This window comes from Dawidia soli (genome assembly GCF_018598185.1).
GTDB lineage: Bacteria > Bacteroidota > Bacteroidia > Cytophagales > Cyclobacteriaceae > Ohtaekwangia > Ohtaekwangia soli.
On sequence record NZ_JAHESC010000001.1, the window covers coordinates 1 to 24,051 of the forward strand.

Here is a 24,051-nt window from a genome sequence, read left to right on the forward strand (position 1 = left end):
CTCCCCGCCAATCCAATGAATGCCCTCCCGACTTTGTCAGGGGCATTCATTGGATTGAAGCCCACCCCGTGGGATCACGCGAGTAATCCCCAGCTCCGCACAGAAAAGCCTGCTCGTTTGTGGCTATACCGAGTTGCGTTCTGGATCACATCTCGCCGATCTTTTGAAGATGGCCTGCGGGGGTAATCAGCATCAATTTTGGCTTTGCTTCCGGCACGGTGTATTGTACACTCATCTGATACGTTAATTGTACCGCGGGTTCGGCCACTACGGGGTTGATCACCACATCGTATCGAGTGTACGGTACTGCTTCATAGTATTTGGACGGCGACGCTTCTACGGAATGAAACTTCCCGCCCTCGACGTCATCTTTATTCATCGCGCTCAGCGATGGTCTTGACAGGGAGCTATAGCTTCCGTAGCGCGTTTGCGGGAGTACCGTCACGAAGTCGTCGTCAAATACCCTTCGCAAGGTATCCACCCTTATGCCCACGCTTTCGAGGTATTTTATGCGGACTTTCATTGCCTCCTGGCATTGCGTGCGGAGTTGGTCGTAGTGTTTCTTTACGTTATCAAGAAAGTAGTCCACCTTCACGAGATCGTAAATCTCCGCCTGGGCTGCCGCGGTCACAATCATATTCAGATCGGCGGCGGTGTGATAGGTTACGGTCACGTTCTTTTGCAGTTCGAATCCATCGGGCACTTCATTATAAGTCTTGCTGAAAACCCTCTTGAATATGCGGATGTCATATTTGGGCACAAGGGAGATCATGTCGGTGTGAACAACCAATGTATCGCGGTGCCGCCGGCGCAATGCGGCCTGGAGGCGGTTGATGCGCAAGGTCATGAGCGAATCGGCACTGGTGGCGGTCACGCCTAACTGGGTTACGGAAAAAAATGCAACGAAGGTATCGGCTTTGGCGTTTAGCAGACCGCTGACGGTGAGTGTGATCTGGCCGTCATGGATCACAGCCTGAGGCTGATGTTCCTCCGGTTCCGTCTGATGATAGCGACTATTTCCGGAAGACTGTGAGAACAACGTGGTGATCGTGCAGATCAGAAAAAAGGACAGTATATACTTCATAGCAGTTGATTTGATGAAGGTCAATACTAGCGACTAATTGAAGCAATTGCACCCTGGACTAAGTGAAACCGCCATTTGACTGAGTAAATAGGCGCGATATAGGTATGTACCTCCCGGCATAACGGCGACTCCGCGGAAAGATAAAATAGTTTAACCCTCTTTCTTAAAATAATTGAACGTTCCTACGGGAAGACGGGCGCTATCTTTGTTCTGTTAAATCATAAAAAACAATGAAAACAGAAATTGCTCAGATAAAAGTAATACCAGATACCTATGCTCCGTTTCGCCTGGCACAAGGCTACCGCGTAGGAGAACTCCTGTTTATTTCCGGCCAAACAGCCCTGGATGACCAGGGACAATTGGTTGGCATCGGAGATTTTGATATACAGGCGCAGAAGGCTTTTGAAAACCTGGAGAAAGTGCTGCTCGCCGGAGGTTCCAGCCTGAAGAATGTTGTTAAAGTAACGATATTATTACGAGACATGGCGAACTTCGATAAGATCGTAACGCTTAGAGGAAAGTACTTTACGGCCCCTTATCCGGCGGATACGATCTTTGAAGTATCTTCTTTGTTCTCTCCCGATGCACTCATCGAGATTGAAGCCGTCGCTGTAGCAGACGATGCCGCCGACTGGAAAAAGTAGTAGGCACAAAATAGCGGGACGCCCATGGCCTCCCGCTATTTTTTGGCGATCTCTTTTCGGATCTGGCTTAGAAATACAGGTGTTATTCCCAGGAACGAAGCGATGTGTTTTTGGGGTAGACGCTGTTCAATGTCGGGATATTTTTTCACCAGGGCCTGGTAACGTTCAGCCCCCGGCATGCTGATGTTGTTCAGGATGCGCTCATCCTGTGCCATGCTGGCATGCTCGTTCAGTATGCGCCAAAAGCGTTCCATTTTCGGAACCAGGAGCAGCAGCTCTTCCCGCTGCTCGATATCGATCTGCAAGACCACTGTTTTTTCAAGCGCGATGATGTTACGGCTTGCCGGTTTTTGCCGGATGAAACTATTCAGATCGGAGATCCACCAATCTTCCAGGGCAAAATGCAGCGTATGCTCATTACCCCGGGCATCGACGTGAAAAGAACGCAGGAAGCCCTTGCACACATAACTTTCGTACCGGCAGACCTCGCCCTGCGCCAACAGATACTGACGGGGGAGCAGCTCGCGAATGCTAAAGGCAGCACGAACATGATTCTTTTCTCCGTCGCTGAGGCTTATGCGACGGTCGATGTGCTGGAGTATAGCGTCAAAGCAGTTGTTCATATCTGATTCCTTCATTATTCGGCGCTTTTGGAACACAATAATACTTGTTTTGGACACGCCCTCCATTTTTATGGTTGTACTTTATGAAAACGACATTTACGGCCGTCCGGTTGGGGCCGGGATCGGTCTGTGGACGGATCAACCCACGAGGTTTTTACCGTGTTTGGATTTGTAAGTAGTTAAATTATCTTTGTTACTAAGATATTTATTAAGTAAGACAATATGGAAAAGGATGCCGCCAGACAAATACGGAAACTGAGCCAGCAGTATGCCTACACATCTATTCAAATGCACGAGGCCATTGGCCGGAAGGCGGGGCTGTCGGGCACGGACCATAAATACTTAGGCTTTTTATTGGAGAAGGGCCAAATGACAGCGGGAGAGCTTGCTACACTAACCGGGCTTACGACCGGTGCTGTTACGGGGTTGATCGACCGGTTTGAAAAGAAGAAGCTGGTTAAAAGGCGCTTTGCGGAAGACGATCGGCGAAAGGTTCTCATCGAGCCCAATACAAAAAATATCATGGCACTTTTCAAGCCCCTCTATAAGGAGTTTCGGAGCCATTCTGAAAAATTAATAGCTTCCTTTTCCGGTAAAGAGCTCAAAGTTCTTGAAACCTACTTTTTGAAAGCCATTGAAATAATGGAGGAGACAACGGATAGGGTCAACACCAGATAACGACTTCAAACAAAAACGCTTCAAGTATGATCAGGGAAATTTCATTTGTGCTGGGTCTTCGGGAATGCGACAAGACACAGCTTAGCGTAGCCGGGGGGAAGGGTGCGAACCTGGGCGAACTTACCCGGATAGCGGGCATATTTGTGCCGGATGGCTTTTGTGTTACCACGGCAGCTTTTGCCAGGATTCTGAAGGAAAACACGGCCATAGATGCGCTCGTGAGTCAGTTATCCCGTCTGAAGGTGGAGGACCGGGATAAGATCGGTGAGCTTAGTGCCGGGATTCGTCGGGTGATTGAGGAGGCAACCATTCCTTCGGAGATTTACGAAGAGATCGCCCGCTTTCTCTCGAAGTTTGATGATCGGGAGGCCTTCGCTGTACGGTCAAGCGCTACTGCGGAAGATCTCCCGGCGGCCTCCTTTGCCGGGCAGCAGGATACTTATTTGAACGTGGTCGGTCTGGAGTCGATCATACGGCATATCAGCAAATGCTGGGCCTCGCTGTTTACAGAGCGGGCTGTGGTGTATCGTCTTCAGCAGGGGTTTGGTCATCGCGACGTGCACCTGGCTGTTGTGGTGCAGAAGATGATCTCTCCACAGGTGGCGGGAATTATGTTTACCGCCGACCCGGTCACCGGCAATAGAAAGGTGCTATCCATAGATGCCAGTTTTGGCCTGGGAGAGGCACTGGCGGCCGGCATGGTATATCCGGATGTATATAAAGTGCGCGACGGCCAGATGGTCGATAAGAAGACAGGGACCAAGAAACTGGCTATTTATACCCGGGAAGATGGCGGAACAAAGACACAGGAGGTCGAACCGGCACAACAAGGCCAGCAAGCACTCACGGATCGTCAGATTATAAGCCTGGCGCGCATCGGCCGGACGATCGAGCAACATTTCGGATACCCACAGGACATTGAATGGTGTTTGGCCGAAGATACTTTTTACATCGTGCAGAGTCGGCCGATCACTACCTTATTCCCCATCCCCCGGGAGAGCGATCAGGAGAATCATATATACGTGTCGGTAGGGCATCCGCAAATGATGACGGATGCTATGAAACCCTTAGGGCTATCGGTCCGACAACTAATCACGGCGGCTCCCATGGCTATTGCCGGTGGGAGGATGTTTGTTGATGTTACGCAGCGACTTGCTTCGCCCGCTACCCGGCAAACAATACTCGATACCCTGGGGCAAGGGGATCCGCTCATTAAGGATGCTCTGATGACCGTACTGGAGCGGGGAGACTTTATAAAGTCACTGCCTGCGGAGAGCGCCGGTAAGAACAGCCATGTCGTTTCGACGTCGGGCTTTCGCACGCAACTTGAAAACGATCCGTCTATTGTTTCCGGTCTGATCGCACGCAGCCAGGCTTCGATCGAAGCATTAAAGCAAACCATTCTGACGAAGTCAGGTCCGGAGGTATTTGCGGTTATTCTGGAAGATCTTCAGCAATTAAGGAAGAGTCTGTTTGATCCGCAGAGCATGGCCGCGATCATGGGGGCAATGGATGCTGCGTTCTGGATCAATGAAAAGATGAAGGAGTGGCTGGGTGAGATCAGCGTAGCGGACACGTTGTCGCAATCTGTGTCCAATAACGTTACTTCGGAAATGGGCCTGGCATTGTTGGATGTCGCGGATGTGATCCGTTCGCATCCGGCCGTGATCGGATATTTGCACCATGTCGACAGCGAGGATTTCTTAGAGGAGCTGGTAAAGGTTGAGGGCGGGCAAGAGGCCCGGGAGGCGATCGAGGCATATCTTCAGAAATACGGCATGCGCTGCGCGGGCGAGATCGATATTACAAGAACGCGTTGGAGCGAAGATCCTACCATACTGGTTCCTGTCATTCTCCGCAATATTAAGAATGTCGAGCCGCAGGCCAGTCATCGGAAATTCGAGCAAGGACGGCGGGAGGCGTTGCAAAAGGAACAGACGTTATTGGATCGGCTCAGGCAGTTACCGGATGGTGAACAAAAAGCCGGGGAAGCGAAACAAATGATCGGCCTGATCCGGAACTTTGCCGGCTATCGCGAATATCCGAAATACGATATCGTTAGTCGCTACTGGGTGTATAAGCAGGCGTTGCTCAAAGAGGCCGGCGAACTTGTACGGGCAAAAGTTATCCATGAAACGGAAGATATCTTTTATCTCACCTTTGAAGAGCTTCACGAAGCTGTGCGCACACATACGCTGGATTATCAGGTTATCAGCAAACGTAAGGACGAGTATAGGGTATATGAAAAACTGACGCCCCCACGCGTGATCACGTCGGATGGCGAGATCGTCACCGGTGCCTATAAACGTGAAAATCTTCCGGCGGATGCTATCGTCGGCCTGCCGGTCTCTTCCGGGGTCATCGAAGGGCGTGCGCGGGTCATCTTAAAGATGGAGGATGCCGACCTGGAAGAAGGGGATATATTGGTCACATCCTTTACCGACCCGAGTTGGACGCCCCTGTTTTTATCTATCAAAGGCCTGATCACCGAAGCGGGGGGGCTGATGACCCACGGCGCTGTGATTGCGCGCGAGTATGGATTGCCTGCCGTGGTGGGTGTGGAGCATGCTACCACATTGATCAAAGACGGTCAGCGGATCCGGGTGAACGGCACGGACGGGTATGTCGAGATCCTCGGTGGGGAGTGATGTCACAGATCTTTTTTTGCCCGCAGCATGCTGAGGAACTGCGGTGTAAAGCCCAGAAAGGATGCGAGCATATATTGGGGGACGATCTGAACAAAGCCCGGGAAATCTGCTACGAATTGTGAATATCGTTCTTCTGCTGATTCGCAGAGCAAGAGCTCAATTTTCTTCAGCGAGGCCGTATAAGCCTTTTGCATCATCAACCGGAAGTATGTATTAAACGCAGGCGCCGCGTTAAAGACCGCTTCATAGTCTGACCGGTGCAACACGAGCAGCTCGCAATCCTGAACAGCCTGGATAGTGTACTCCGATGGCTTTTGCGTTTCAAAACTTTGAAAGTCACTCAGCCACCAACCGGGAATGGCAAATTGGAGAATCTGCTCCACGCCATTCTTTGTGTTTCGGTAGTATCGCAGGCATCCCGTCAGCACAAAATAATAGGCTGTACACACGTGGTGTTCCTGCAACAGAAAATCCTTGCGATCGATCTTTTTGTATTTGATCGCCGATGTCAATACCTGTGCCTGATCTGCGCTGAGCGGCGTGAACCGTCTGATGTGATTGAAGAGCGCTTCATGGTGGTTCATGGCGGTGGCACGTTTTTTCTTAAAGTACATTAAGTTTTTACTCCTGCGCAAGGCGCAACTTTGCATCAGTAAAAATCAAAACAGAAGCACGTATGAGCAAAAGAGTGGTTATCAAAGAGATAGAACCGAAGGCCTATGAGGTAATGTTTGGTTTCGAGAAATATCTCTCGAAGACAAATTTAACACCGACGGTAAAGGAGCTGATCAAGATCAGAGTTTCGCAGATCAACGGTTGTGCATATTGCATCGACCTGCACACCAAGGATGCCCGGAAAATGGGGGAGACCGAACAACGCATCTATGCCCTGAATGCCTGGCGGGAGACTCCTTTCTTTTCTGAAACCGAAAGAGCCGTGCTGGCTCTGGCCGAGGAGGTCACCTTCATCAACAAGGGCGTGTCGGATGAGACCTATCAGCATGCCGCCAGGGTGTTGGACGAGCAGACGCTCGCACAAGCTATCATGGCGATCATCGCGATCAATGCCTGGAACAGGATCGGTATTTCAACACATATGCAGCCGGCATTGGATTGAGGCGGTTTAATTTCAATGGCAGAAAAAGGGCTCACGTTGTGGGCCTTTTAATTAACTAGCAATCGGTAATTTTTCATCCCACCAGAACGGGCATTCACCCCATTTGCTTGGCAGGCGGGGCCAGTCCCAGTATCTTTCGGGTAGGATTGGAAAATATATACGCGACAATGTTAGAGAAGATTGATCTGAAACGGACGGAATTCTGGGGGGCCACGGTCCTGTACGCCTTTGCGCTTATCCTGTTACTGATAGACGTGTCCAATAGCAACATGGTACCGGTGTGGACACCCTACCGGCAGTTTTTTTGGGAGAACCACCTGCATTACTCGTACTCCAAGAATTATTTCTTTCCCCAGGTAGCCCGGCTGACCGGTTATTATGGTGCCTTTCTGCTCTGGAATTTTGTGACCATTCCGTGCATGCTGGTGCGGCGCCGGATGATCTGGGGCATTTTATTGATACCCTTGTTGCTCGGTGCTCTTTGGCTGTTGCTGACGGTTACGGACACCTGGCTGCGGCGTTACCTGTTTGAGATCAAGACAGCCGACTATGCGCATAACTTAATGATCAAGCAGAGCCTGGTGACGGCCGTGTGGGCGCTGATCGCACTCGCAGGCTATACGTTCGCCAAGCGGATCATTGCAAACGTGCTGACGCGCATTGCCCAGCTGCTGCCCCAATACAGCGCCGTGGCGCAAAACGTCTTCCTGGCGCTGGTGGTATGGGGAGCGGTTGGGGTAGGGATCGTTATCTTCAGGACGGTGACGATGCCGATCCTCCAGGGCATGGGCATTGTGCTGTTCAGCATCTTGCTGTATGGACTTTCTTTTACGATCCTTATTGAAGACGCCTTAAAAAAAGGTGTTTGGGGCTACCTGTTGCGGATTGCCGGTATCTGCGTGGGCGTCGGCTTGCTCCTTTTTGTCGTGGCCGGTACCGGGTGGAGGCAACGCGAGGCGATGTGGGTGACTGTGACCGCGAACGGATTCTTTCAGGTGTTTATATGCGCCCCGCTGTATTGGCTGATATATCAACGTAACCTGACCATGCGCCGGCAGCTCACATCGCTCCAGACAGCGTTGGGAAGCTCGTCGGCCAACTTGGACTTTCTGCGGTCGCAGATCAATCCGCACTTTTTGTTCAACGCGTTGAATACCCTTTACGGTACGGCTTTGCAGGAAAGCGCCGAGCGTACGGGAGAGGGCATCCAACGGCTGGGTGATATGATGCGCTTTATGCTGCGCGAGAACACGCAGGACAAAATACTGCTGGCGCGTGAGATCGAATACCTGCAGAACTACGTGGCGTTGCAGACCCTGCGTATACAATCGTCGCCTGACATTACCATCTCGCAGCACATCGAAGAGGACTTGAACGGTCTGTACATTGCGCCCATGCTCCTGATCCCGTTTGTCGAAAATGCCTTCAAGCACGGCATTAGCCTGCGCAAGCCGTCGCAAGTGGTCATCTCGCTACAGATCCGCGAAGGCACACTATATTTCGATGTGCGCAATACCGTGCACGAAAAACAAGACCACGACATCGAGGCGGATAAGAATGGTATCGGATTGGAAAATGTGCGGCTAAGGCTGCAGCTGCTATATCCGCAAAAACATGAGCTGGTCGTGCGCCAGACGACCCTCGAGTTCTTTGTTCACGTCACCGTCCAGCTAACCGAAAAAGTATGATGACCGCCATTGCCGTCGACGACGAGCCCATCGCCCTGGACGTAGTTAAAAACCTGGCCGCCAAGGTGCCCTTCCTGGAGTTGAAAGAATGTTTTACAGACGCATTCAAAGCCATGGATTACCTGCAGCGCAACCCGGTAGACTTGTTGTTCCTCGATATAAAGATGCCCGATATAACGGGTATCGATTTTCTGAAAAGCCTGAATAAAATGCCGCTGGTCATCTTTACCACGGCATATTCCGAACACGCCGTGACCAGTTTTGAACTCGACGCGGTCGATTATTTACTCAAACCATTTTCGTTGGTACGATTTATGAAGGCGTGTAACAAGGCTCATGAGCTTTATGGCTTTCGGAATGCGGGTAATAGCAAGGAGTATATATTCCTCCGGACCGGCTACGAGCAGGTGCGGGTACTGTTTAGTGAAATTGATTATCTGGAAGCCGCCGGTAATTATATAACGTTCAAATTACACGACCGCGATGTCGTGTCGCGCATGACTATGGTCGAAGTGGAAAACCTGCTGCCGGCCGGTAAGTTTGTGCGGATACACCGGTCGTTTGTCATAGCCATTGCCAAAATAGAAAAGATCGAGCGACATCAGGTAACGCTGCGCGGCCGTACGCTGCCGGTGGGAGGTGCCTATTTGACAAACCTGGAAGCGATCAGTAAGCAATAAAAGATCTATCCAGCCGGCCTCGCGAGACGGCTGGATACACCCTGAAGTTTATCGGAGAGAACCATGTATGAGCTGCCCTGGCAGACCTCATCAGGAGCATATTGCCTGTTGGGTTGGTCCTGGCGTGTACATGTGATCAAATAATTAACACATAAAACAGAACGATTCATGAAAACTATAATAACAAGCATTTTACTGTTGTGCGCCGCCATGGTAAACGCTCAACATCACTACACCGTAGAGGTTGATCTGAGTAGCATGTCGGGAAAACCCCGCATGCTATACCTGTGGTATGACGGTATAGGCAGCGGGTCTGAGCATGCGCACTACGACAGTGCCGTGGTAGTTCATGGCAAAGCGCAGTTCCGCGGCACCGTTGCCATGTCTGGAGAGGCCTATCTAACACAAATATCGCAGGAAGCGCTTCGTGCCGCCGGCCGTCGCCTGCCCGACGTTACCCATGGTGATGCATTGAAGTTCTACCTGGAACCGGCCGCGCTAACGATCTATTGCTCGGACTCGCTCAGCAATTATGTTGTTGCCGGTGGACGGTACAGTAATGATTATCGCCAATTAAAAAAGGTGGAAGACGAGTTTCTGAGTCGTCGTGATTGTTATTATTATCCTGAGCTCGAGCGTGTATATGCAGATTCGGCTGGGTTTAAGAAACTGCTGCGGGCTTACGAAATGGTGGAGGGAGATTATTACAATATAACCTTGCGCAACTTTGTTCTTTCGCATCCAAACTCCCTTGTGTCGTTGCTGGCCCTGCGGGCGATACAACGCAAGAACGGCGATGATCTACGGCTATGCAATATGTTACTCAAATCGCTGAGCTCATCGGTGACGCGGGCGCCGGAAGCGCGTGACATTCGGGACTACCGCAACACCGTTAACCGAACGGCGGTTGGCGTGCAGGCGCCGGTGTTCAGCCTGGCGAACGACATCGGCGAGGTGCACACACTATGGGCGTATCGCGGCAGTTATGTGCTCCTGGAATTCTGGTCCAGCAGTTGTGAATACTGTCCGGCAGAGTACCGGAAACTGAAAGATCTTTATGAGCAGTACGGTCAGCGGAAGTTTGCGATCCTTGGCATCTCGTTGGGCGGGTTTAACGGCCCCGTTGCGAAGTTATATGGAATACAGGATACGCCTCAGAATTATCTGATCGATCCCAAGGGATACATTGTGGCGAAAAATCTTTGGGGTGACGAACTGGACGCGAAACTGAAAGAAATTTTCCGCAGTTGGCAGCTGGAATCGTACACTACACCGGTTTTTGACAAAGTCAGTCGCAAGTACTGATCGTCGCACGTCGTCGCAATCGTCTTAATACAAAATTATGGCATAGTTTTTCGTTTAATAGCTAGTACTAACAAACATGAACTATGAAAAAGGTGTGGAATAAATGGATCATGATGATCGCGGCGGCCTTTTTTGTGAGCGTGCTAAACGTGACAGTCAGTATGGCCCACGATGGAGGCGGCGTTACATTGCAAGTCTTCTATGACGAGCTGCAGCCGCATGGCACTTGGATAGCGTATGAAAACTACGGCTACGTCTGGCGGCCGCGCGTCGACCGCGACTTCGTCCCCTATGTTACCAACGGATATTGGATCAATACGGAGTACGGTAACACATGGGTATCGGATTACGGCTGGGGATGGGCACCGTTTCACTACGGGCGCTGGTTCTACGACGACTTCTACGGTTGGATGTGGGTGCCCGATACGGTCTGGGGACCGGCCTGGGTAGCGTGGCGAGGTGGTGGCGGTTATTATGGCTGGGCGCCGCTCATGCCGGGTATAACCGTGAGTGTTTCGTATAACTACTACGACATTCCCGATCGCTACTGGAGCTTCGTGCCGTGTCGCTATATAACCTATCGCACCATTCATCGTCACTGCGTACCCCGCCCGCAGGTGGTAACGATCATTCACCAGACCACGGTGGTGACGCACCACTATACCGACAGCCGCCGGCGCACGTACTTTACGGGGCCGTCGCGCCGGGAGATAGAGCGCGTGAACAACACCCGCGTGCCGGTGTATGCCGTCAATGACCGCGGACGTCCCGGCAGGACGGAGATCGAACGCGACCGGGTGAGCTTCTACAAGCCGGATATTGACAACGACCGCGAGTCCCGGGCGCAGGCGATTCCGTCGCGGGTAGAGCGCCGGGATAGACGCTCCACCACAGACCTGCGTAACGGTCTGGATAACAATGCGGCCAACCGCCGGTCGGCTGACGAGGGTCGTCGCGAGACACGCGACCGGCAATGGCAACGGCCTGAAATAAACCGTGACGACAATCGCCGCATCGAGGGAGGCTCACGTGACGCCGAGAACAGAAGACGGCAGGAGCAGGGGCGTGAGCCTAACCAGGGCCAGGAGCGGTTGCGTCAGCCACAGGACCAGCGTGGCAACGAAAGCCTGCGCGATGCCCTGGACAAACAAAATCGGGAGCGTGATGATGCCCGCCGTCAGGAAGCCCGTGAGCGGACCTTGCGGGATGATGCCAACCGCCGGATGCAGGAGGAACGCGTACGCAGCCAGCAGCGTCAACAAGATCAGCAACGCATGCAAGAGCAACAGCGCCAGCAAGAGCGCATCCAGGAACGTCAGCAGGAGCAACAGCAACAGCGTATGCAACAACAACGCATGCAAGAGCAGCAACGTCAGCAGGAGCGTGTGCGGGACCAGCAACAGCAGCAACGGATGCAAGATCAGCAGCGTCGTCAGGAACAACCGCAAATGCGCCAGCAGCGCATGACGCAGGAACGGCAAAGTCCGCGCCGTATGGAGTCGCCGCGGGAACATCGCGGCAACACATCCAGAAGAAGAGACTAAGCAGGCATCAGCAACAGTACACTACGATCTCCCGCCGGCCGCCGGTGGGAGATTTTTTTTAGAATTCTTCCTTTTCGAAGATTGCTTTCACTTGCGCGATCTCTCGCTCGTAGATCGTTTTCCTGCGGGTGGCAAAGTAGAGGACGTTCTCGATCACCTTCGTACCGGTAGAGGCGATACGCATCTTTCGGGTGGCGACAGCTTCGCGGCACAGGAAGTCGGGGACGACCGAAAATCCTTCGCCATCGCTCAGGCAGCGTACGATCGAGCTGATGTTGGGCACGATGTAGTTGGGCTTGAAGTCGGGGTGTTCGTTAAAGTTATTAAACCAGAAACGCTTCAGGTGCTCCATGTCGGCAGCGGTGCTGTACCAGATCTGCTGTTTCAACCATTGCCTGGCGCCTTCCAGGTCTTTCTTTTTTAGAAGTGATTCCAGGGCCGTGGTGCGCGTCTTGTTTCCGCAGACCAATACAATGCACTCTTTCGAAAACGGTACATAGTCCAGGTTCTTCTGCTGACCCTTTTGCGGAGTGATGATCAAGTCCAGCAACCCCTTGTCCAGGTCCTGCTGCATCTGCGGATACTCACCGAATTTGATGATCACGTTGAACGGCAGCGAGCTGATATGTTTCTCCAGTGTAAATTGGAATGTCTCGAAGCACATGCCGATGCCGATCGTCGATCGCTCTGTCCTGGAGCTCTTGTGAAAGATCTGCTCCGCCGTTTCCAGCTTGGTGAGCGACTCCAGAATAAAATTATACAGCACTTTGCCGCGCTCGGTCGGCACCATCTTTTTGGCCGACCTGTCGAAGAGCTTATAACCGGTATAGGCCTCCAGTGAGCTGAGGTGCAGGCTTACGCCGGGCTGGGAAATATAGAGTTGTTGCGCTGCGCCGGTAAGCGTGCCGGTGTCGTAGATCGCCTTAAAAGTGCGTAGCCATTCCAGGTTCAGAAGCATAGCCGTGAGATTGGTGTGAACGAGTCCCCTGCGGGCACTATCATTTTTCTGATACAAATCTACTATTTAAGTTATTGTGATAATAGCACGATCCGGAGGACTTTCGCGTAGTAGAGGAAAAGAAATCAACAGTATTTAAACAAACACAACTATGTTATTCCAGGGTTATACGCTCCAAAGCCTACTGTTAAAGAACCGGATTGTTATGCCGCCCTTGACCCGCTCACGTGCGGGCGGGGGTGAAGTGGCCACCGCAAGGATGGCCGAATATTATGGCCAGCGCGCTTCTGCCGGTCTGATCATTTCAGAAGGCACCCAGATCAGCCGCCAGGGCCAGGGCTATGCCTGGACCCCCGGCATCTATACACCTGCCCAGGTCGAGGGTTGGAAACAAGTGACGCGTGCCGTGCATAAAAAGGGTGGGGTGATCTTCGCGCAGCTCTGGCACGTCGGGCGTGTGTCGCATACGTCGCTGCAAGAGAACGGCCAGGCGCCCGTAGCGCCATCGGTCGTCGTGGCCGAAGGTGTTAAAGTATTTGTCGATGCCGAAGGAAAAGGCTCCGCCGCCGGCACGGGCGCGATGGAACAACACTCCACACCGCGCGCGCTGACGGTGGCCGAGATAGATCAGATCGTACAGGACTACGCCCAGGCGGCACGCAACGCCATCGCAGCCGGCTTTGACGGCGTCGAGCTGCACGGCGCAAACGGCTATCTCATCGAGCAGTTCATGGACTCACAAACCAACCTTCGCACCGACGAATATGGCGGCTCACTCGAGAACCGGCTGCGTTTTCTGAAAGAAGTCGTGACGGCGGTAGCAGATGCCATCGGTGGCGGGCGGGTAGGCGTGCGGCAGGCTCCCCTGACAACACATATGGGTGCCGTAGACGACAATCCTGAAGAAACCTATATTGCCGCCGCCCGCATCCTCGACGAAGCGAGCATAGCCTACATCCATATAGCCGAGGCGGATTGGGAGGATGCTCCCGTCATGTCCATAGCGTTTAAAGAAGCATATCGCAAAGCCTTCCGGGGGACACTCATCTACGCGGGTAAATATACTCTGGCGCGTGCGCAGGAGGCGCTGGAAAGGGGCTGGGCCGACCTCATCGCCTTTGGCCGTCCTTTCATTGCCAATCCCGATCTGCCGTTACGCCTGGAAAACAATCTGCCCCTGAACGAAGCGGACCGCACCACGTTCTTTGGCGGCGATTCGCGGGGCTATACGGATTATCCTGTGTATGCAACGGCCGATGCGTTAGCCGACGGCCAATAGCGCCGTTGTCAAAAGGAATTTGTATCATGATGTGCCTGGAAATACTCCCGGGGGCATCATGATACGGCATAAAAATCGACCGCTATCCGATAAGCTTGGGATACTTTTGATATGACTTTACTACAGCTCAAGTATGGCTCAAGTACAGCTTAATATCGCTATAAGGTCGCTATAAGGTCACTGTAAGGTCGCTAAAAGGTCACGGTAATCCTCTGGTCGAAATTCTGGTCTTAGGATCCCGAAGCCTCTAACGCCTGGCGGAAGTCTTCAATAAGGTCCTCTGTATCCTCGATGCCCACGGACAACCGGATCATTGTATCCGGTATACCCATCTCGGCGCGGCGCTCGGCGCCCAGTTCAAAGAATATAGTTTGTGCTACCGGTATGGCCAATGTGCGCGTATCGCCCAGGTTGCTGGACTTGATGACCACCTGCAGGCGGTTGAGGAATGCCAGACAATCAATTGTCGAGTCCACGACAAAGCTCATCAGGCCGCCGTGGCGATGGAACAGCGACGATGTGAGGGCATGCTGCGGGTGGCTGGCCAACCCGGGGTAATATACTTTGCTAACCAGCGGATGCGCTTCGAGGAACGCGGCCAGCGTTTGGGCATTGTGGCAGGCGCGTTCCAACCGCAGGGCCAGTGTTTCGGCGCCAACGGAAATGCTGTGCGCGGCTTCCGGAGACAGCGTACCACCACCGTCGCGCAGGCCGCGTTTGCGGATCTGCGTAATGCCCAGCATGGCGGGTTTGATCTGCGCGCGGAGCACAGCGGTTATGTTCGGGAATTGCTCCCAGTTATAGAGGCCGGTATCCGTCACACTGCCGCCGAGGGCGTTGCCGTGACCACCGATGTATTTTGTGAGCGAGTTGATGACCAGGCTGGCGTTGACCGAAACCGGTTTGAACACGTACGGCGAGGTCATGGTGTTGTCGACTACATAGACCAGGTTCTTCTTTGCGCAGAGCTCGCCGATGTTGGCCAGGTCCGCCACCTGCGTGGCAGGGTTGGCAATGGTTTCCACGAACACCATGCGTGTATTGTCGCGGCAGGCGTCGGCTACGTTCTTCGCGTCGGTAACGTCTACGAACGAGATGGCTACACCCATGTCCATAAAGGTTTGCATCACGCTGCGGGTGTTGCCAAAGAGATAGGAGCTTGCTACGATGTGGTCACCGGCTTTGATCAGGGCTAGCACGGTAGCGGTAATGGCTGCCATGCCGGTAGAAAAGGTAACAGTGGCCATGCCCCCTTCCATCTGCGTTACCTTGTGTTCCAGCGCGGTGGTGGTAGGGTTACCCTGCCTCGAGTATGCATACCCCTTGGTTTTGTTTTGAAAGACGTCTACCAGGCCCTGCACATCGTCATATCCCCAGGTTACGGCGGTATGGATCGGTTGATGCAGCGCGCCGAATTCAGGCTTTAAAAGGCGGTCGGAGTGAAGCAGCGTTGTCGTAAATCCCTTAGGCTTGCTCATAGCACATTGTTATTGAAGTGCGGCAAAGATAAAAGCATTTCGCTATTCCCCCGGGAAAATCCACGGCAATCTTGAGGGGCCGCTTACTTTACCTTCGTGTTGATCCACAGGTGGCTGTACCAGTACCAACCGCCGTTTTTACCCGGAGCGGTCAGCGTGTACAGCGTCCTGCGACGGCCGGCAATGGCGGCGCCTGCCTGCAACGAAACCGTTATCAGTCCCGTGGTATCCTGCCGGGTAATGCGACACGAGCAAGGGCTGCCCTGGGCAAAACATTGCAGCCGTTTTGTTTGAATATCCTTGCCTTTAAAGGTGAGCGTTAACGCCGGGCGTTTGTCAGGCAAGGCCCGGGGCGCCGACGGTGTCGTTACATCCAGCGCACGCATGGCGGCCTTCTCCGCAAACTTAGCAGCATACGCTTCGGCCATGGGAAAGCGCGGACACATAAACAGATCGGTACCATTGTACAACACTCCTGACAGCTGTGCCGCTGCGGCTTTAAACCCGAGATCTTTTACCGTCTGTTTCATTTTGTCGTCGAACTCGCCATACGGGTATGAAAAAACAACAGGCTTTTTGTTAAGGTGCTTTTCAATGATGTCCTGGCTTTGGATGATCTCCTGCCGGAAGGTCTCGTAGCGCGAGTCGGCGCCTTGATTCAGAAAGTAGTCGTGCGAGTGGGTATGGTTGCCGATCTCCATGCCGCCGGCCAGCGCTGTCTGGAGCTGCTCCCAATCCATATAATCGCCACCGCCTACCGTCCTGGTATTGATAAACAGTGTAGCCGGCATGTTATACTTTTTGAGCAGCGGCAGACCGTTGCGAAAGAAGCTGGTATACCCGTCGTCGACGGTAATGACGGCTGTCTTTTGCGGCGGGGCATCGGACTGTAGATAGTCGATCGCGTCCGAAAAGCTCAATACCTGAAACTTATTCTTTGCCAGGTATGCCAGGTGCGCCTCAAAGTCTTTTGTGGATACGTTGGTGGTTGGATAGCGACTATCTCCTACGCGGTGGTATACAAAACATACAATGTCTTTTCGCGGACCGCTTCCGGGTTGCTTTTCGGCCGTGCTGGTGCACGCCAGCAGCACGATCAGAAACGGTAAGCAGAACAGCGGCCGCGGGATACGCCGGGCCACGACGTTAGTCCGGGTGAAGGTAAGCCGGGTCCAGCTGGTAGGTGTCATATTGCGTGAGGTTGTTGGCAATGATCATCTTCTTAAGCTGCTGCGTGTAGGCCGACCGGCGTTCGGAGTAATACTTGAGATGGGGGAGAAGCTCAAACGGGTCTTGCGTATGCTGCATCGCTTCGCGCAGCTCCCGGTAGGAACGGGCGCGCGCCAGGATCTCGAAGTAGTGGCCGATGGACTGCGCCATGTCGTCGTACGCGCGTACATATACCTGTTTGGTCTTCCGCTTCCGTGAAGCGGCTATGCGCGGTTCCCTGGCGTTGAAAGACCAGATGCCGAACAGGTTGCGGGCTTGCAGAAAAAAACGCGATTGGCCCCAGCCGCTCTCGACCGCTGTCTGCGCCAGGATCACGCTGTTGGGCAATGTCACCATGCGGTCGGGCAGGTCTGTCAGGCCCACGGCCCGGTAACGCCGGCGCATGTCGTAATAGAATGCGCTGTCGCCGGCGCTCCAGTAACGCTTGCGTTGTAATATATAGATCTTCTCGCGGTTTTGTTCGATCTGGTATTTGGCCACCAGGATAGACGGCAGCACCGTGGCGATAAAGGTTCTTTTTGCTTCTGCGGTAGGCAGTTTGCCCAGGCCGGATACGTTGGTATACAGCAAAGGCTTGACGACGCTGCTGGTTAAAGCAACAACCTCCTTCAGCGATTGAAGCTGAACGGTTTCGGTGCGTACATGAAAGGTCTTGTCACGGCCGGTGTTGTGGGCAACGATCAGGATGATCAGAACACACCCCAGGAAAGCCGCCCAGTTTCTGCGTAGCTGTTGCGCCATGCCGTAAAAATAACGAAGCCCGGGGCGTACGGCAAGTCGTGGCCCCGGGCTCGTCAGAAATGTCGGCATACCTGCCGGATAAGCGTCAATTGCCCTTTTTCACGGCAGCAGACAGGTTTGCGGAGGCCGGTTCGTCTAAAAACCACACTACTTCGCCCTGCTCGGGGTGAATGAGCTGGGCGGGATATTCGTCGATGTTCTGACCATCCTCCAGAATGTGGTGCACCGCTTCGGCTTTGCCGGCGCCGTACACCAGGAAGGCGATGATCGCCCCGCGGTTGATCACCGGGGCGGTCAGCGTGATGCGGTTCATCTTCACCTCGTCGATGTAGAGACCTTTCACCAGCGCATCTTTCTCATGGAGGACCGACGTGTGCGGGAATAGCGACGCCGTGTGCGAGTTGTCGCCCAACCCCAGCAGGATGAAATCAAAACAGATGGGCTTCTCGACAAAGTAGCCACGGATGTCCTGTTCGTAGCCTTCCGCCGCCGCGTCTACCGCCAGGTCGGTGTTCATGCGGAACACCTGGCCCGGGGTGATATTCAACGGCGTAAACAGTGTCTCCTGCGCCATGCGATAGTTGCTGTCTGCGTGCGTGGCGGGCACGTAGCGCTCGTCGCCAAAGAAGAAAAAGACCTTGGTCCAGTCGATCTTCGGCCGGTAGGCATCCGAGGCCAGCAAGGTATATAGTTTTTTGGGCGAGCTGCCCCCCGAGAGTACAAACGAAAAACGTCCGTGCTTGTGAATTGCCTTCCGGGCACTGTCTACAATGAAGTCGGCCAGCGCTGCCAGTAGCGTATCGGTATTGTCAAAGATGCGGAGCATAGATTACTTCCTGGAGTTTTTGAGGGGTAGCGTAAACCAATGGAAACCGTCTTTGGCAATGAGTGACTCAGCGGTTTCAGGGCCCCATGAATCAACGGGGTAATTCGGGAAACTGATGCTTTTCTTACCGCCCCAGGCGTTGAGGATCGGCATGACCAAATCCCATGCAGCCTCTACCTGGTCGCCGCGCATGAACAACGTCTGGTCACCCAGCATGGTGTCGAGCAGCAGCGTCTCGTAGGCTTCCGGAGTGTCCCCCGTATACGTACCGTTATAGTCGAAAATCATGTCCACCGGGTTCAGGGTCATGTCCAGGCCGGGGCGTTTGGCTTGTATCTGCAGGCGCACGCTCATCTCCGGCTGAATGCTGATGATCAGCCGGTTCTGTTGCCAGCCTTCGATCGCTTCCGACGGAAAGATAAGGTGTGGCACATCCTTGAATTGGATCATGATGACCGACGACGACTGGTGCATGCGTTTACCGGTGCGCAGGTAGAAGGGCACACCGTGCCAACGCCAGTTGTCGATGTGGAACTTGATGGCGGCAAAGGTCTCGGTGTTTGAGTCCGGCGCAACGCCGGGCTCTTCGCGATAGCCGGGGAGTTCCTGGCCTTCCATCCAACCTTTGCTATACTGGCCGCGTACGGCGTTCTTTTTGACATCCTCGGCGGTGAACTTGCGCATCGAGTGCAGCACGTCCACTTTCTTGTTGCGTACCTCGTCAGCCTGGAAGCTTGTGGGCGGTTCCATCGCCACTAGGCAGAGCAGCTGTAGAATGTGGTTTTGGATCATATCGCGCAGCGCACCGGATTCGTCGTAGTAGCCCCCACGGCTTCCCACGCCCAATTGCTCGGATACAGAGATCTGTATGTGGTCGATATAATTCCGGTTCCACAGCGGCTCGAAGATCGAGTTGGAGAAACGGAGGGCCAGGATGTTCTGCACGGTCTCTTTGCCCAGGTAATGGTCGATGCGATAGATCTGTTGTTCGGAGAACACGCCGCCCAGCAACTGGTTGAGCTGGCGCGCGGACTCCAGGTTATGGCCAAAAGGTTTCTCGATGACGATGCGTGCCTTTTCCGGGTTGGCGGCCAGCTTGAACTTCGAGATGTTTTCGGCAATGGTGCTGAAGAAGCGCGGGGCGACGGCCAGGTAATAGACCACATTCGGCTCTCCGCTACAGATCTTACCAAACTCGGCAATACGTTCGGATTGCTCCTGGTACGTCTGCGGATTGTTGATATCCGATACCTGGAAGAAAATGTGTTTGGCAAACTGGTCCCATGTTTCCGGCGGTGCCTGGCCTACCCGTTTGCGTGAGAACTGTTTGATGTCTTTCAGCAGGACGTCGCGGAAAGCGTCGTTGCTGTATTGTGTCCGGCCCATGGCCACGATCTGAAAATGCGTGGGCATCCGGCCGTCGATATACAAATTGTAAAGCGCCGGCACGAGTTTGCGCGAGGTAAGGTCTCCGGTGCCACCGAAGAGAAAAAAGATCGTTGGCTCGGATTTAATGGCGTCGGTTGCTGCACTCATGTAATAAAAGCAAAAATGGTTACGTCGTGATTAGGTCGATTACTTTTTAGTCCACTGCGTATGGAAAACGCCTTCCTTGCCGATCAGCTCATAGGTGTGGGCGCCGAAGAAATCGCGTTGCGCCTGGATGAGGTTCGAAGGCATGTGCTCGCTGCGCAGCGCATCAAAGTAGCTGAGCGACGCGGCAAAGGCCGGCACCGAAATGCCGGTAGCCGCGGCGGTAGACACCACCTGACGCATACCGGCCAGCGCACCTTTCATCTGCGCGGCGATGTCGGCATCCAGCAGCAGGTGCGGCAGGGTGTTGTCCTTTTTGTAGGCATTGTGTATTGACTGCAGGAAGGTCGAGCGGATGATGCAACCTCCGCGCCAGATCAGCGCGATGTTGGCCAGCTGCAGGTTATAACCATACTCTTTTGACGCCTGCGATAGCAGGTGCATGCCCTGCGCATAGGCGATCACCGTCGTGAAGTACAGCGCTTCCTCCAGGGATTGTATAAATTTAGCCTGGTCTACGGACAGCTTCAGGCCGTTGTCGGTATACAGCCTGGCGGCTTGCGTACGGATGGCTTTGTATTTAGACAGGTCGCGCATCGACACGGCGGTATCGATGGCTGTGATCGGCAGCTGCAGATCCATCGCTACCTGCGAGGTCCACTTGCCGGTGCCTTTCGACTTGGCTTCGTCCTTGATGCTGTCCAGCAGCAATTGGGCGCTGCCCGGTTCTTTATAGGCAAAGATGTCGCGGGTGATCTCGATCAGGAAAGACTGCAGGCGTCCCTCGTTCCATGTACGGAAGGTGCTGTGCATTTGCTCGCCCGACAGGCCCAGGCCCTTGCGCATCACTTCATAGGTCTCGGCAATAAGCTGCATGATGGCATATTCGATACCGTTGTGAACGGTCTTTACGAAGTTGCCCGACGAGCCGGGGCCGATATACGTCACGCACGGGTCGCCGTTGACCTTCGCCGCGATGGCTTCAAAGATCGGCTGTACAACCTTATAGGCGTTCGGGTCGCCACCCGGCATCATGCTCGGGCCATTGCGGGCACCCTCTTCACCGCCTGACACGCCCATCCCGAAAAAGTGCAGGCCTTTGGCCTCCAGCTCTTCCGCGCGGCGGTTGGTATCCATAAAATGCGAGTTGCCGCCGTCAATGATCAGGTCACCCTTGTCCAGCAGGGGTGTGATCTCGGCAATGGCACTGTCTACGATCTTACCGGCAGGCACCAGCAGCATCACCGCGCGCGGCTTGCTGAGGCTGCCGATAAACTCCTGAAGCGATGTAAAACCCTTTACTTCTCCTTTAACCTTTTCGTTACGAAGCGCCTCGACCTTCGAAGCATCCTTATCGTATCCGGCCACTTTAAAGCCGTGGTCGGCCATATTCAACAGCAGGTTACGACCCATGACGCCTAAACCTACCATTCCTAAAACATACTGATCGCCTTGCATTTTGGTTTGCTGATTAAATTGCAGTAATACTAAAGTTGTGTTATTCTTTTTCGAGCCGATGTACTTTGTCCAGGCGGCGCTGGTGCCGCTCGGCACCGATGTAGCGCGCCTTTAAAAAGGCCAGGATGAGCTCCTTGGCCATTTCGCTGCCGGTCACACGCCCGCCCAGGCAGAGCAGGTTCATGTCGTCGTCTTCTACGCCCTGGTGGGCGGAAAAATAGTCGTGCACGAGGGCCGCCCGCACACCGGGCACTTTGTTGGCGGCGATCGATGCGCCTACGCCGCTGCCACATACGGCAATGCCCCGGATCACTTGGCCCGCGGCAACGGCCCGCGCCAGTGGCACGACCATATCGGGATAATCATCGGCGGGATCGAGCCCGAAAGCACCAAAATCCTGGACCTCGTAGTGCTGGGCGCGGAGAAAGGAAGCAAGGACCTCTTTCAGTTCAAAACCTCCATGGTCTGCGGCTATTCCTATTTTCATGGCGTATTAAAATATAAATATCGATGCTCGTACGTTCATAAAAAAATTGATCGCTCAAAAACCTGTGAGCCAACCGTTCCTTGTTATTACATTTGGTCGAACCCCGTAACTGTATGTGTCTTAAAACCACCACCGCCGCGGTCCTCTTTCTGGTAACGTCCGTTGTTTCTGCACAAACCGACGTCCTGCGAAAAAAGATCCGCTCCCTTATCGATACACGTCAGGCAAACGTTGGCATAGCCATTATCGGCCCCTTCGGGCAGGATACACTGACCGTGCACGGCCGGCACCGTTACCCCATGCAAAGCACCTATAAATTCCCCTTGGCCCTGGCCGTTTTCCACCAGATCGACCAGGGGCAGCTGCGTCTTGATCAAACAGTACACGTTACCAAGGCCGACATGCTGCCGACGTATAGTCCGTTGCGCGAGCAATACCCCGAAGGCAACGTAGATGTCACCGTGCAAGAGCTGTTGAAATATACCGTCACTTATAGCGACAACAACGCCTGCGATATCCTGTTCCGGCTCATCGGCGGCACAGCCGTGGCCGATCGTTACATCCACAGCCTGGGCATTGCCGACATGGCGATCGTGGCCACGGAAGAGGAAATGAGCCGCGCCTGGGATGTACAGTATACCAACTGGACGACCCCCGTGGCCATGGCCAAAATGTTAACGGAATTCTACGAAGGCAAACACCTGGCCGCCGGCAGCCGCGCGGTACTGTGGAAGATGATGGTAGCGACGGTGCCGGGTGCCCAACGCCTCAAGGGCCGCCTGCCTGCCGGCACCACCGTGGGGCACCGCACCGGTACTTCCAACACCAACGAGCAGGGACTGACCGCTGCCGTCAACGACGTGGGCGTGGTGGTCTTGCCTGATGGCCGCACCTATACGATCGTCGTGCTGGTATCCGACTCACACGAAAAACCGGAAGTGAACGAAAAGATCATTGCCGACATCAGCAAGGCAACCTGGGATCATTTTACATCATCACCGAAAAGAAAATAGCCATGAAGGTTTTCATCACACGCAGAATACCCGAAGCCGGCTTGCAGTTGCTGCGCGAAGCTTCTATCGAGATAACGGAGTGGACCGAAAAGCGCGACCTGACCACCGCCGAGCTGATCGGGTACTGTAAAAGCCACCAGGCCCTGCTCAGCGCCGGCCACAACAGGATTGGTGTCGAGTTCCTCGAGGCCTGCGCACACCTGCGGGTAGTATCGCTGCACTCGGTGGGATATGACAATGTCGACGTGCCTGCGGCCACACGGCTCAGGATACCCATCGGCAATACGCCCGGCGTACTGAGCGGGGCCACGGCCGATACGGCTTTTCTGCTCATGGCCGCTGTGGCACGCAAAGCAATCTATATGCACAAAAAGATCCTCCAGGGAGCATGGGGTTTTTCCGATCCTACGGCCGACCTCGGTATTGACCTCAATGGCAAGACGCTCGGCATCTGGGGCCTTGGTAAGATCGGCTACGAAATGGCGCGTCGTTGCCGGGCCGTATACGGCATGCGCATTTTGTATCACAACCGCGGCCACAACGAAGAGGCCGAGCGCGCATTGGGCGCGGTGCGTGTATCGTTTGACGAGCTGCTCGCCGGGAGTGATGTACTGTCCGTACATACATCGCTCACGCCCGAAACTGCCGGTACGTTTAACGCTGGTGTCTTCCGGCGCATGAAACCCACCGCCATCTTTATCAACACCGCACGGGGCGGCATACACCACGAGCCCGACCTGATCGCCGCACTGCAACAGGGTGTGATCTGGGGTGCAGGCCTCGATGTAACAAATCCCGAGCCCATGGCCGCAGACAATCCCTTGTTGTCCATGGAGAACGTGGCCGTATTGCCGCACATAGGCTCTGCCACGCAGGAGACCCGCAGTGCCATGGCCACCCTTGCCGCGCGCAACGTCATTGCTGGTCTGCGCGGCGAGCGGCTGCCCAACGTCGTCAACCCGGAAGTATATATGTAGGGAGCCCTGTTCTATAAGATGAGCAGGGTTCTGCGCCCGGATGCCGGCCCGGCCTCAGGG

22 protein-coding genes are annotated in these 24,051 nt (G+C 54.1%); 11 read left to right on the forward strand and 11 right to left on the reverse strand.

The features are described from left to right. Positions 1–145: 145 nt before the first annotated feature. Positions 146–1,084: an SIMPL domain-containing protein gene (locus KK078_RS00005; protein ID WP_254088170.1), complete on the reverse strand. Its 939-nt coding sequence runs from the start codon at positions 1,082–1,084 to the stop codon at positions 146–148. Positions 1,085–1,314: 230 nt separating this feature from the next. Here KK078_RS00005 and KK078_RS00010 point away from each other — a divergent pair, with 230 nt between their 5' ends. Next, positions 1,315–1,728, forward strand: a complete 414-nt coding sequence (locus KK078_RS00010) for a RidA family protein (RefSeq protein ID WP_254088171.1) — start codon at positions 1,315–1,317, stop codon at positions 1,726–1,728. A 35-nt stretch (positions 1,729–1,763) separates the two neighbouring features. On the opposite strand, the gene KK078_RS00015 is transcribed toward KK078_RS00010, so the two are convergent. Next, positions 1,764–2,366: a Crp/Fnr family transcriptional regulator gene (locus KK078_RS00015; RefSeq protein ID WP_254088172.1), complete on the reverse strand. Its 603-nt coding sequence runs from the start codon at positions 2,364–2,366 to the stop codon at positions 1,764–1,766. A 207-nt stretch (positions 2,367–2,573) separates the two neighbouring features. Here KK078_RS00015 and KK078_RS00020 point away from each other — a divergent pair, with 207 nt between their 5' ends. Together KK078_RS00020 and ppsA are read left to right on the forward strand one after the other, a co-directional pair. Further along, complete coding sequence (locus KK078_RS00020) at positions 2,574–3,029, forward strand: MarR family winged helix-turn-helix transcriptional regulator (protein WP_254088173.1); 456 nt, start codon at positions 2,574–2,576, stop codon at positions 3,027–3,029. A 26-nt stretch (positions 3,030–3,055) separates the two neighbouring features. Beyond that, complete coding sequence (ppsA, locus tag KK078_RS00025; RefSeq protein WP_254088174.1) at positions 3,056–5,677, forward strand: phosphoenolpyruvate synthase; 2,622 nt, start codon at positions 3,056–3,058, stop codon at positions 5,675–5,677. 2 nt (positions 5,678–5,679) lie between these two features. Here ppsA and KK078_RS00030 read toward each other — a convergent pair whose 3' ends face one another. Then, positions 5,680–6,291: a Crp/Fnr family transcriptional regulator gene (locus KK078_RS00030; RefSeq protein ID WP_254088175.1), complete on the reverse strand. Its 612-nt coding sequence runs from the start codon at positions 6,289–6,291 to the stop codon at positions 5,680–5,682. 62 nt (positions 6,292–6,353) lie between these two features. On the opposite strand from KK078_RS00030, the gene KK078_RS00035 reads away from it, so the two are divergent. The 5 genes from KK078_RS00035 (at position 6,354) to KK078_RS00055 (ending at position 12,011) form a co-directional block, all read left to right on the forward strand. Then, complete coding sequence (locus KK078_RS00035; protein ID WP_254088176.1) at positions 6,354–6,794, forward strand: carboxymuconolactone decarboxylase family protein; 441 nt, start codon at positions 6,354–6,356, stop codon at positions 6,792–6,794. 167 nt (positions 6,795–6,961) lie between these two features. Further along, positions 6,962–8,482, forward strand: coding sequence for a sensor histidine kinase (locus KK078_RS00040; protein WP_254088177.1), 1,521 nt, complete (start codon positions 6,962–6,964; stop codon positions 8,480–8,482). After that, on the forward strand, positions 8,482–9,162 hold the full coding sequence (locus KK078_RS00045; RefSeq protein WP_254088428.1) for a LytR/AlgR family response regulator transcription factor: 681 nt from the start codon (positions 8,482–8,484) through the stop codon (positions 9,160–9,162). Before KK078_RS00040 ends, KK078_RS00045 begins: the two co-directional genes overlap by 1 nt. Before the next feature lie 168 nt (positions 9,163–9,330). Beyond that, the gene (locus KK078_RS00050; protein ID WP_254088178.1) at positions 9,331–10,467 is read left to right on the forward strand and encodes a redoxin domain-containing protein; all 1,137 of its coding nucleotides are present in this window, start codon (positions 9,331–9,333) and stop codon (positions 10,465–10,467) included. An 83-nt stretch (positions 10,468–10,550) separates the two neighbouring features. Continuing rightward, a complete protein-coding gene (locus KK078_RS00055; protein WP_254088179.1) occupies positions 10,551–12,011 on the forward strand; it encodes a DUF6600 domain-containing protein in 1,461 nt (486 codons plus the stop codon). Between the two features lie 58 nt (positions 12,012–12,069). Here KK078_RS00055 and KK078_RS00060 read toward each other — a convergent pair whose 3' ends face one another. Continuing rightward, complete coding sequence (locus KK078_RS00060; RefSeq protein WP_254088180.1) at positions 12,070–12,969, reverse strand: LysR family transcriptional regulator; 900 nt, start codon at positions 12,967–12,969, stop codon at positions 12,070–12,072. Positions 12,970–13,120: 151 nt separating this feature from the next. On the opposite strand from KK078_RS00060, the gene KK078_RS00065 reads away from it, so the two are divergent. Beyond that, on the forward strand, positions 13,121–14,248 hold the full coding sequence (locus KK078_RS00065) for an alkene reductase (RefSeq protein WP_262898553.1): 1,128 nt from the start codon (positions 13,121–13,123) through the stop codon (positions 14,246–14,248). 230 nt (positions 14,249–14,478) lie between these two features. On the opposite strand, the gene KK078_RS00070 is transcribed toward KK078_RS00065, so the two are convergent. The 7 genes from KK078_RS00070 to KK078_RS00100 form a co-directional block, all read right to left on the reverse strand. Then, positions 14,479–15,726 carry a cystathionine gamma-synthase family protein gene (locus KK078_RS00070; protein WP_254088182.1) on the reverse strand — a complete coding sequence of 416 codons (1,248 nt, stop codon included), beginning with the start codon at positions 15,724–15,726 and terminating at the stop codon, positions 14,479–14,481. An 83-nt stretch (positions 15,727–15,809) separates the two neighbouring features. Further along, on the reverse strand, positions 15,810–16,916 hold the full coding sequence (locus KK078_RS00075; RefSeq protein WP_254088183.1) for a polysaccharide deacetylase family protein: 1,107 nt from the start codon (positions 16,914–16,916) through the stop codon (positions 15,810–15,812). Then, positions 16,873–17,766, reverse strand: a complete 894-nt coding sequence (locus tag KK078_RS00080; RefSeq protein WP_254088184.1) for a glucosaminidase domain-containing protein — start codon at positions 17,764–17,766, stop codon at positions 16,873–16,875. The genes KK078_RS00075 and KK078_RS00080 overlap by 44 nt, the downstream gene beginning before the upstream one ends. Before the next feature lie 16 nt (positions 17,767–17,782). Further along, a complete protein-coding gene (gene pgl, locus KK078_RS00085; protein ID WP_254088185.1) occupies positions 17,783–18,523 on the reverse strand; it encodes a 6-phosphogluconolactonase in 741 nt (246 codons plus the stop codon). A 3-nt stretch (positions 18,524–18,526) separates the two neighbouring features. Beyond that, positions 18,527–20,059, reverse strand: a complete 1,533-nt coding sequence (gene zwf / locus KK078_RS00090; RefSeq protein ID WP_254088186.1) for a glucose-6-phosphate dehydrogenase — start codon at positions 20,057–20,059, stop codon at positions 18,527–18,529. A gap of 39 nt (positions 20,060–20,098) precedes the next feature. Continuing rightward, a complete protein-coding gene (gene gndA, locus KK078_RS00095) occupies positions 20,099–21,514 on the reverse strand; it encodes an NADP-dependent phosphogluconate dehydrogenase (RefSeq protein WP_254088187.1) in 1,416 nt (471 codons plus the stop codon). Between the two features lie 40 nt (positions 21,515–21,554). Next, a complete protein-coding gene (locus KK078_RS00100; protein WP_254088188.1) occupies positions 21,555–22,001 on the reverse strand; it encodes an RpiB/LacA/LacB family sugar-phosphate isomerase in 447 nt (148 codons plus the stop codon). Positions 22,002–22,114: 113 nt separating this feature from the next. On the opposite strand from KK078_RS00100, the gene bla reads away from it, so the two are divergent. Both bla and KK078_RS00110 read left to right on the forward strand, forming a co-directional pair. Beyond that, on the forward strand, positions 22,115–23,014 hold the full coding sequence (bla, locus tag KK078_RS00105) for a class A beta-lactamase, subclass A2 (protein WP_254088189.1): 900 nt from the start codon (positions 22,115–22,117) through the stop codon (positions 23,012–23,014). A gap of 2 nt (positions 23,015–23,016) precedes the next feature. Beyond that, positions 23,017–23,991, forward strand: coding sequence for a 2-hydroxyacid dehydrogenase (locus KK078_RS00110; RefSeq protein ID WP_254088190.1), 975 nt, complete (start codon positions 23,017–23,019; stop codon positions 23,989–23,991). The last annotated feature ends 60 nt before the right edge of the window (positions 23,992–24,051 follow it).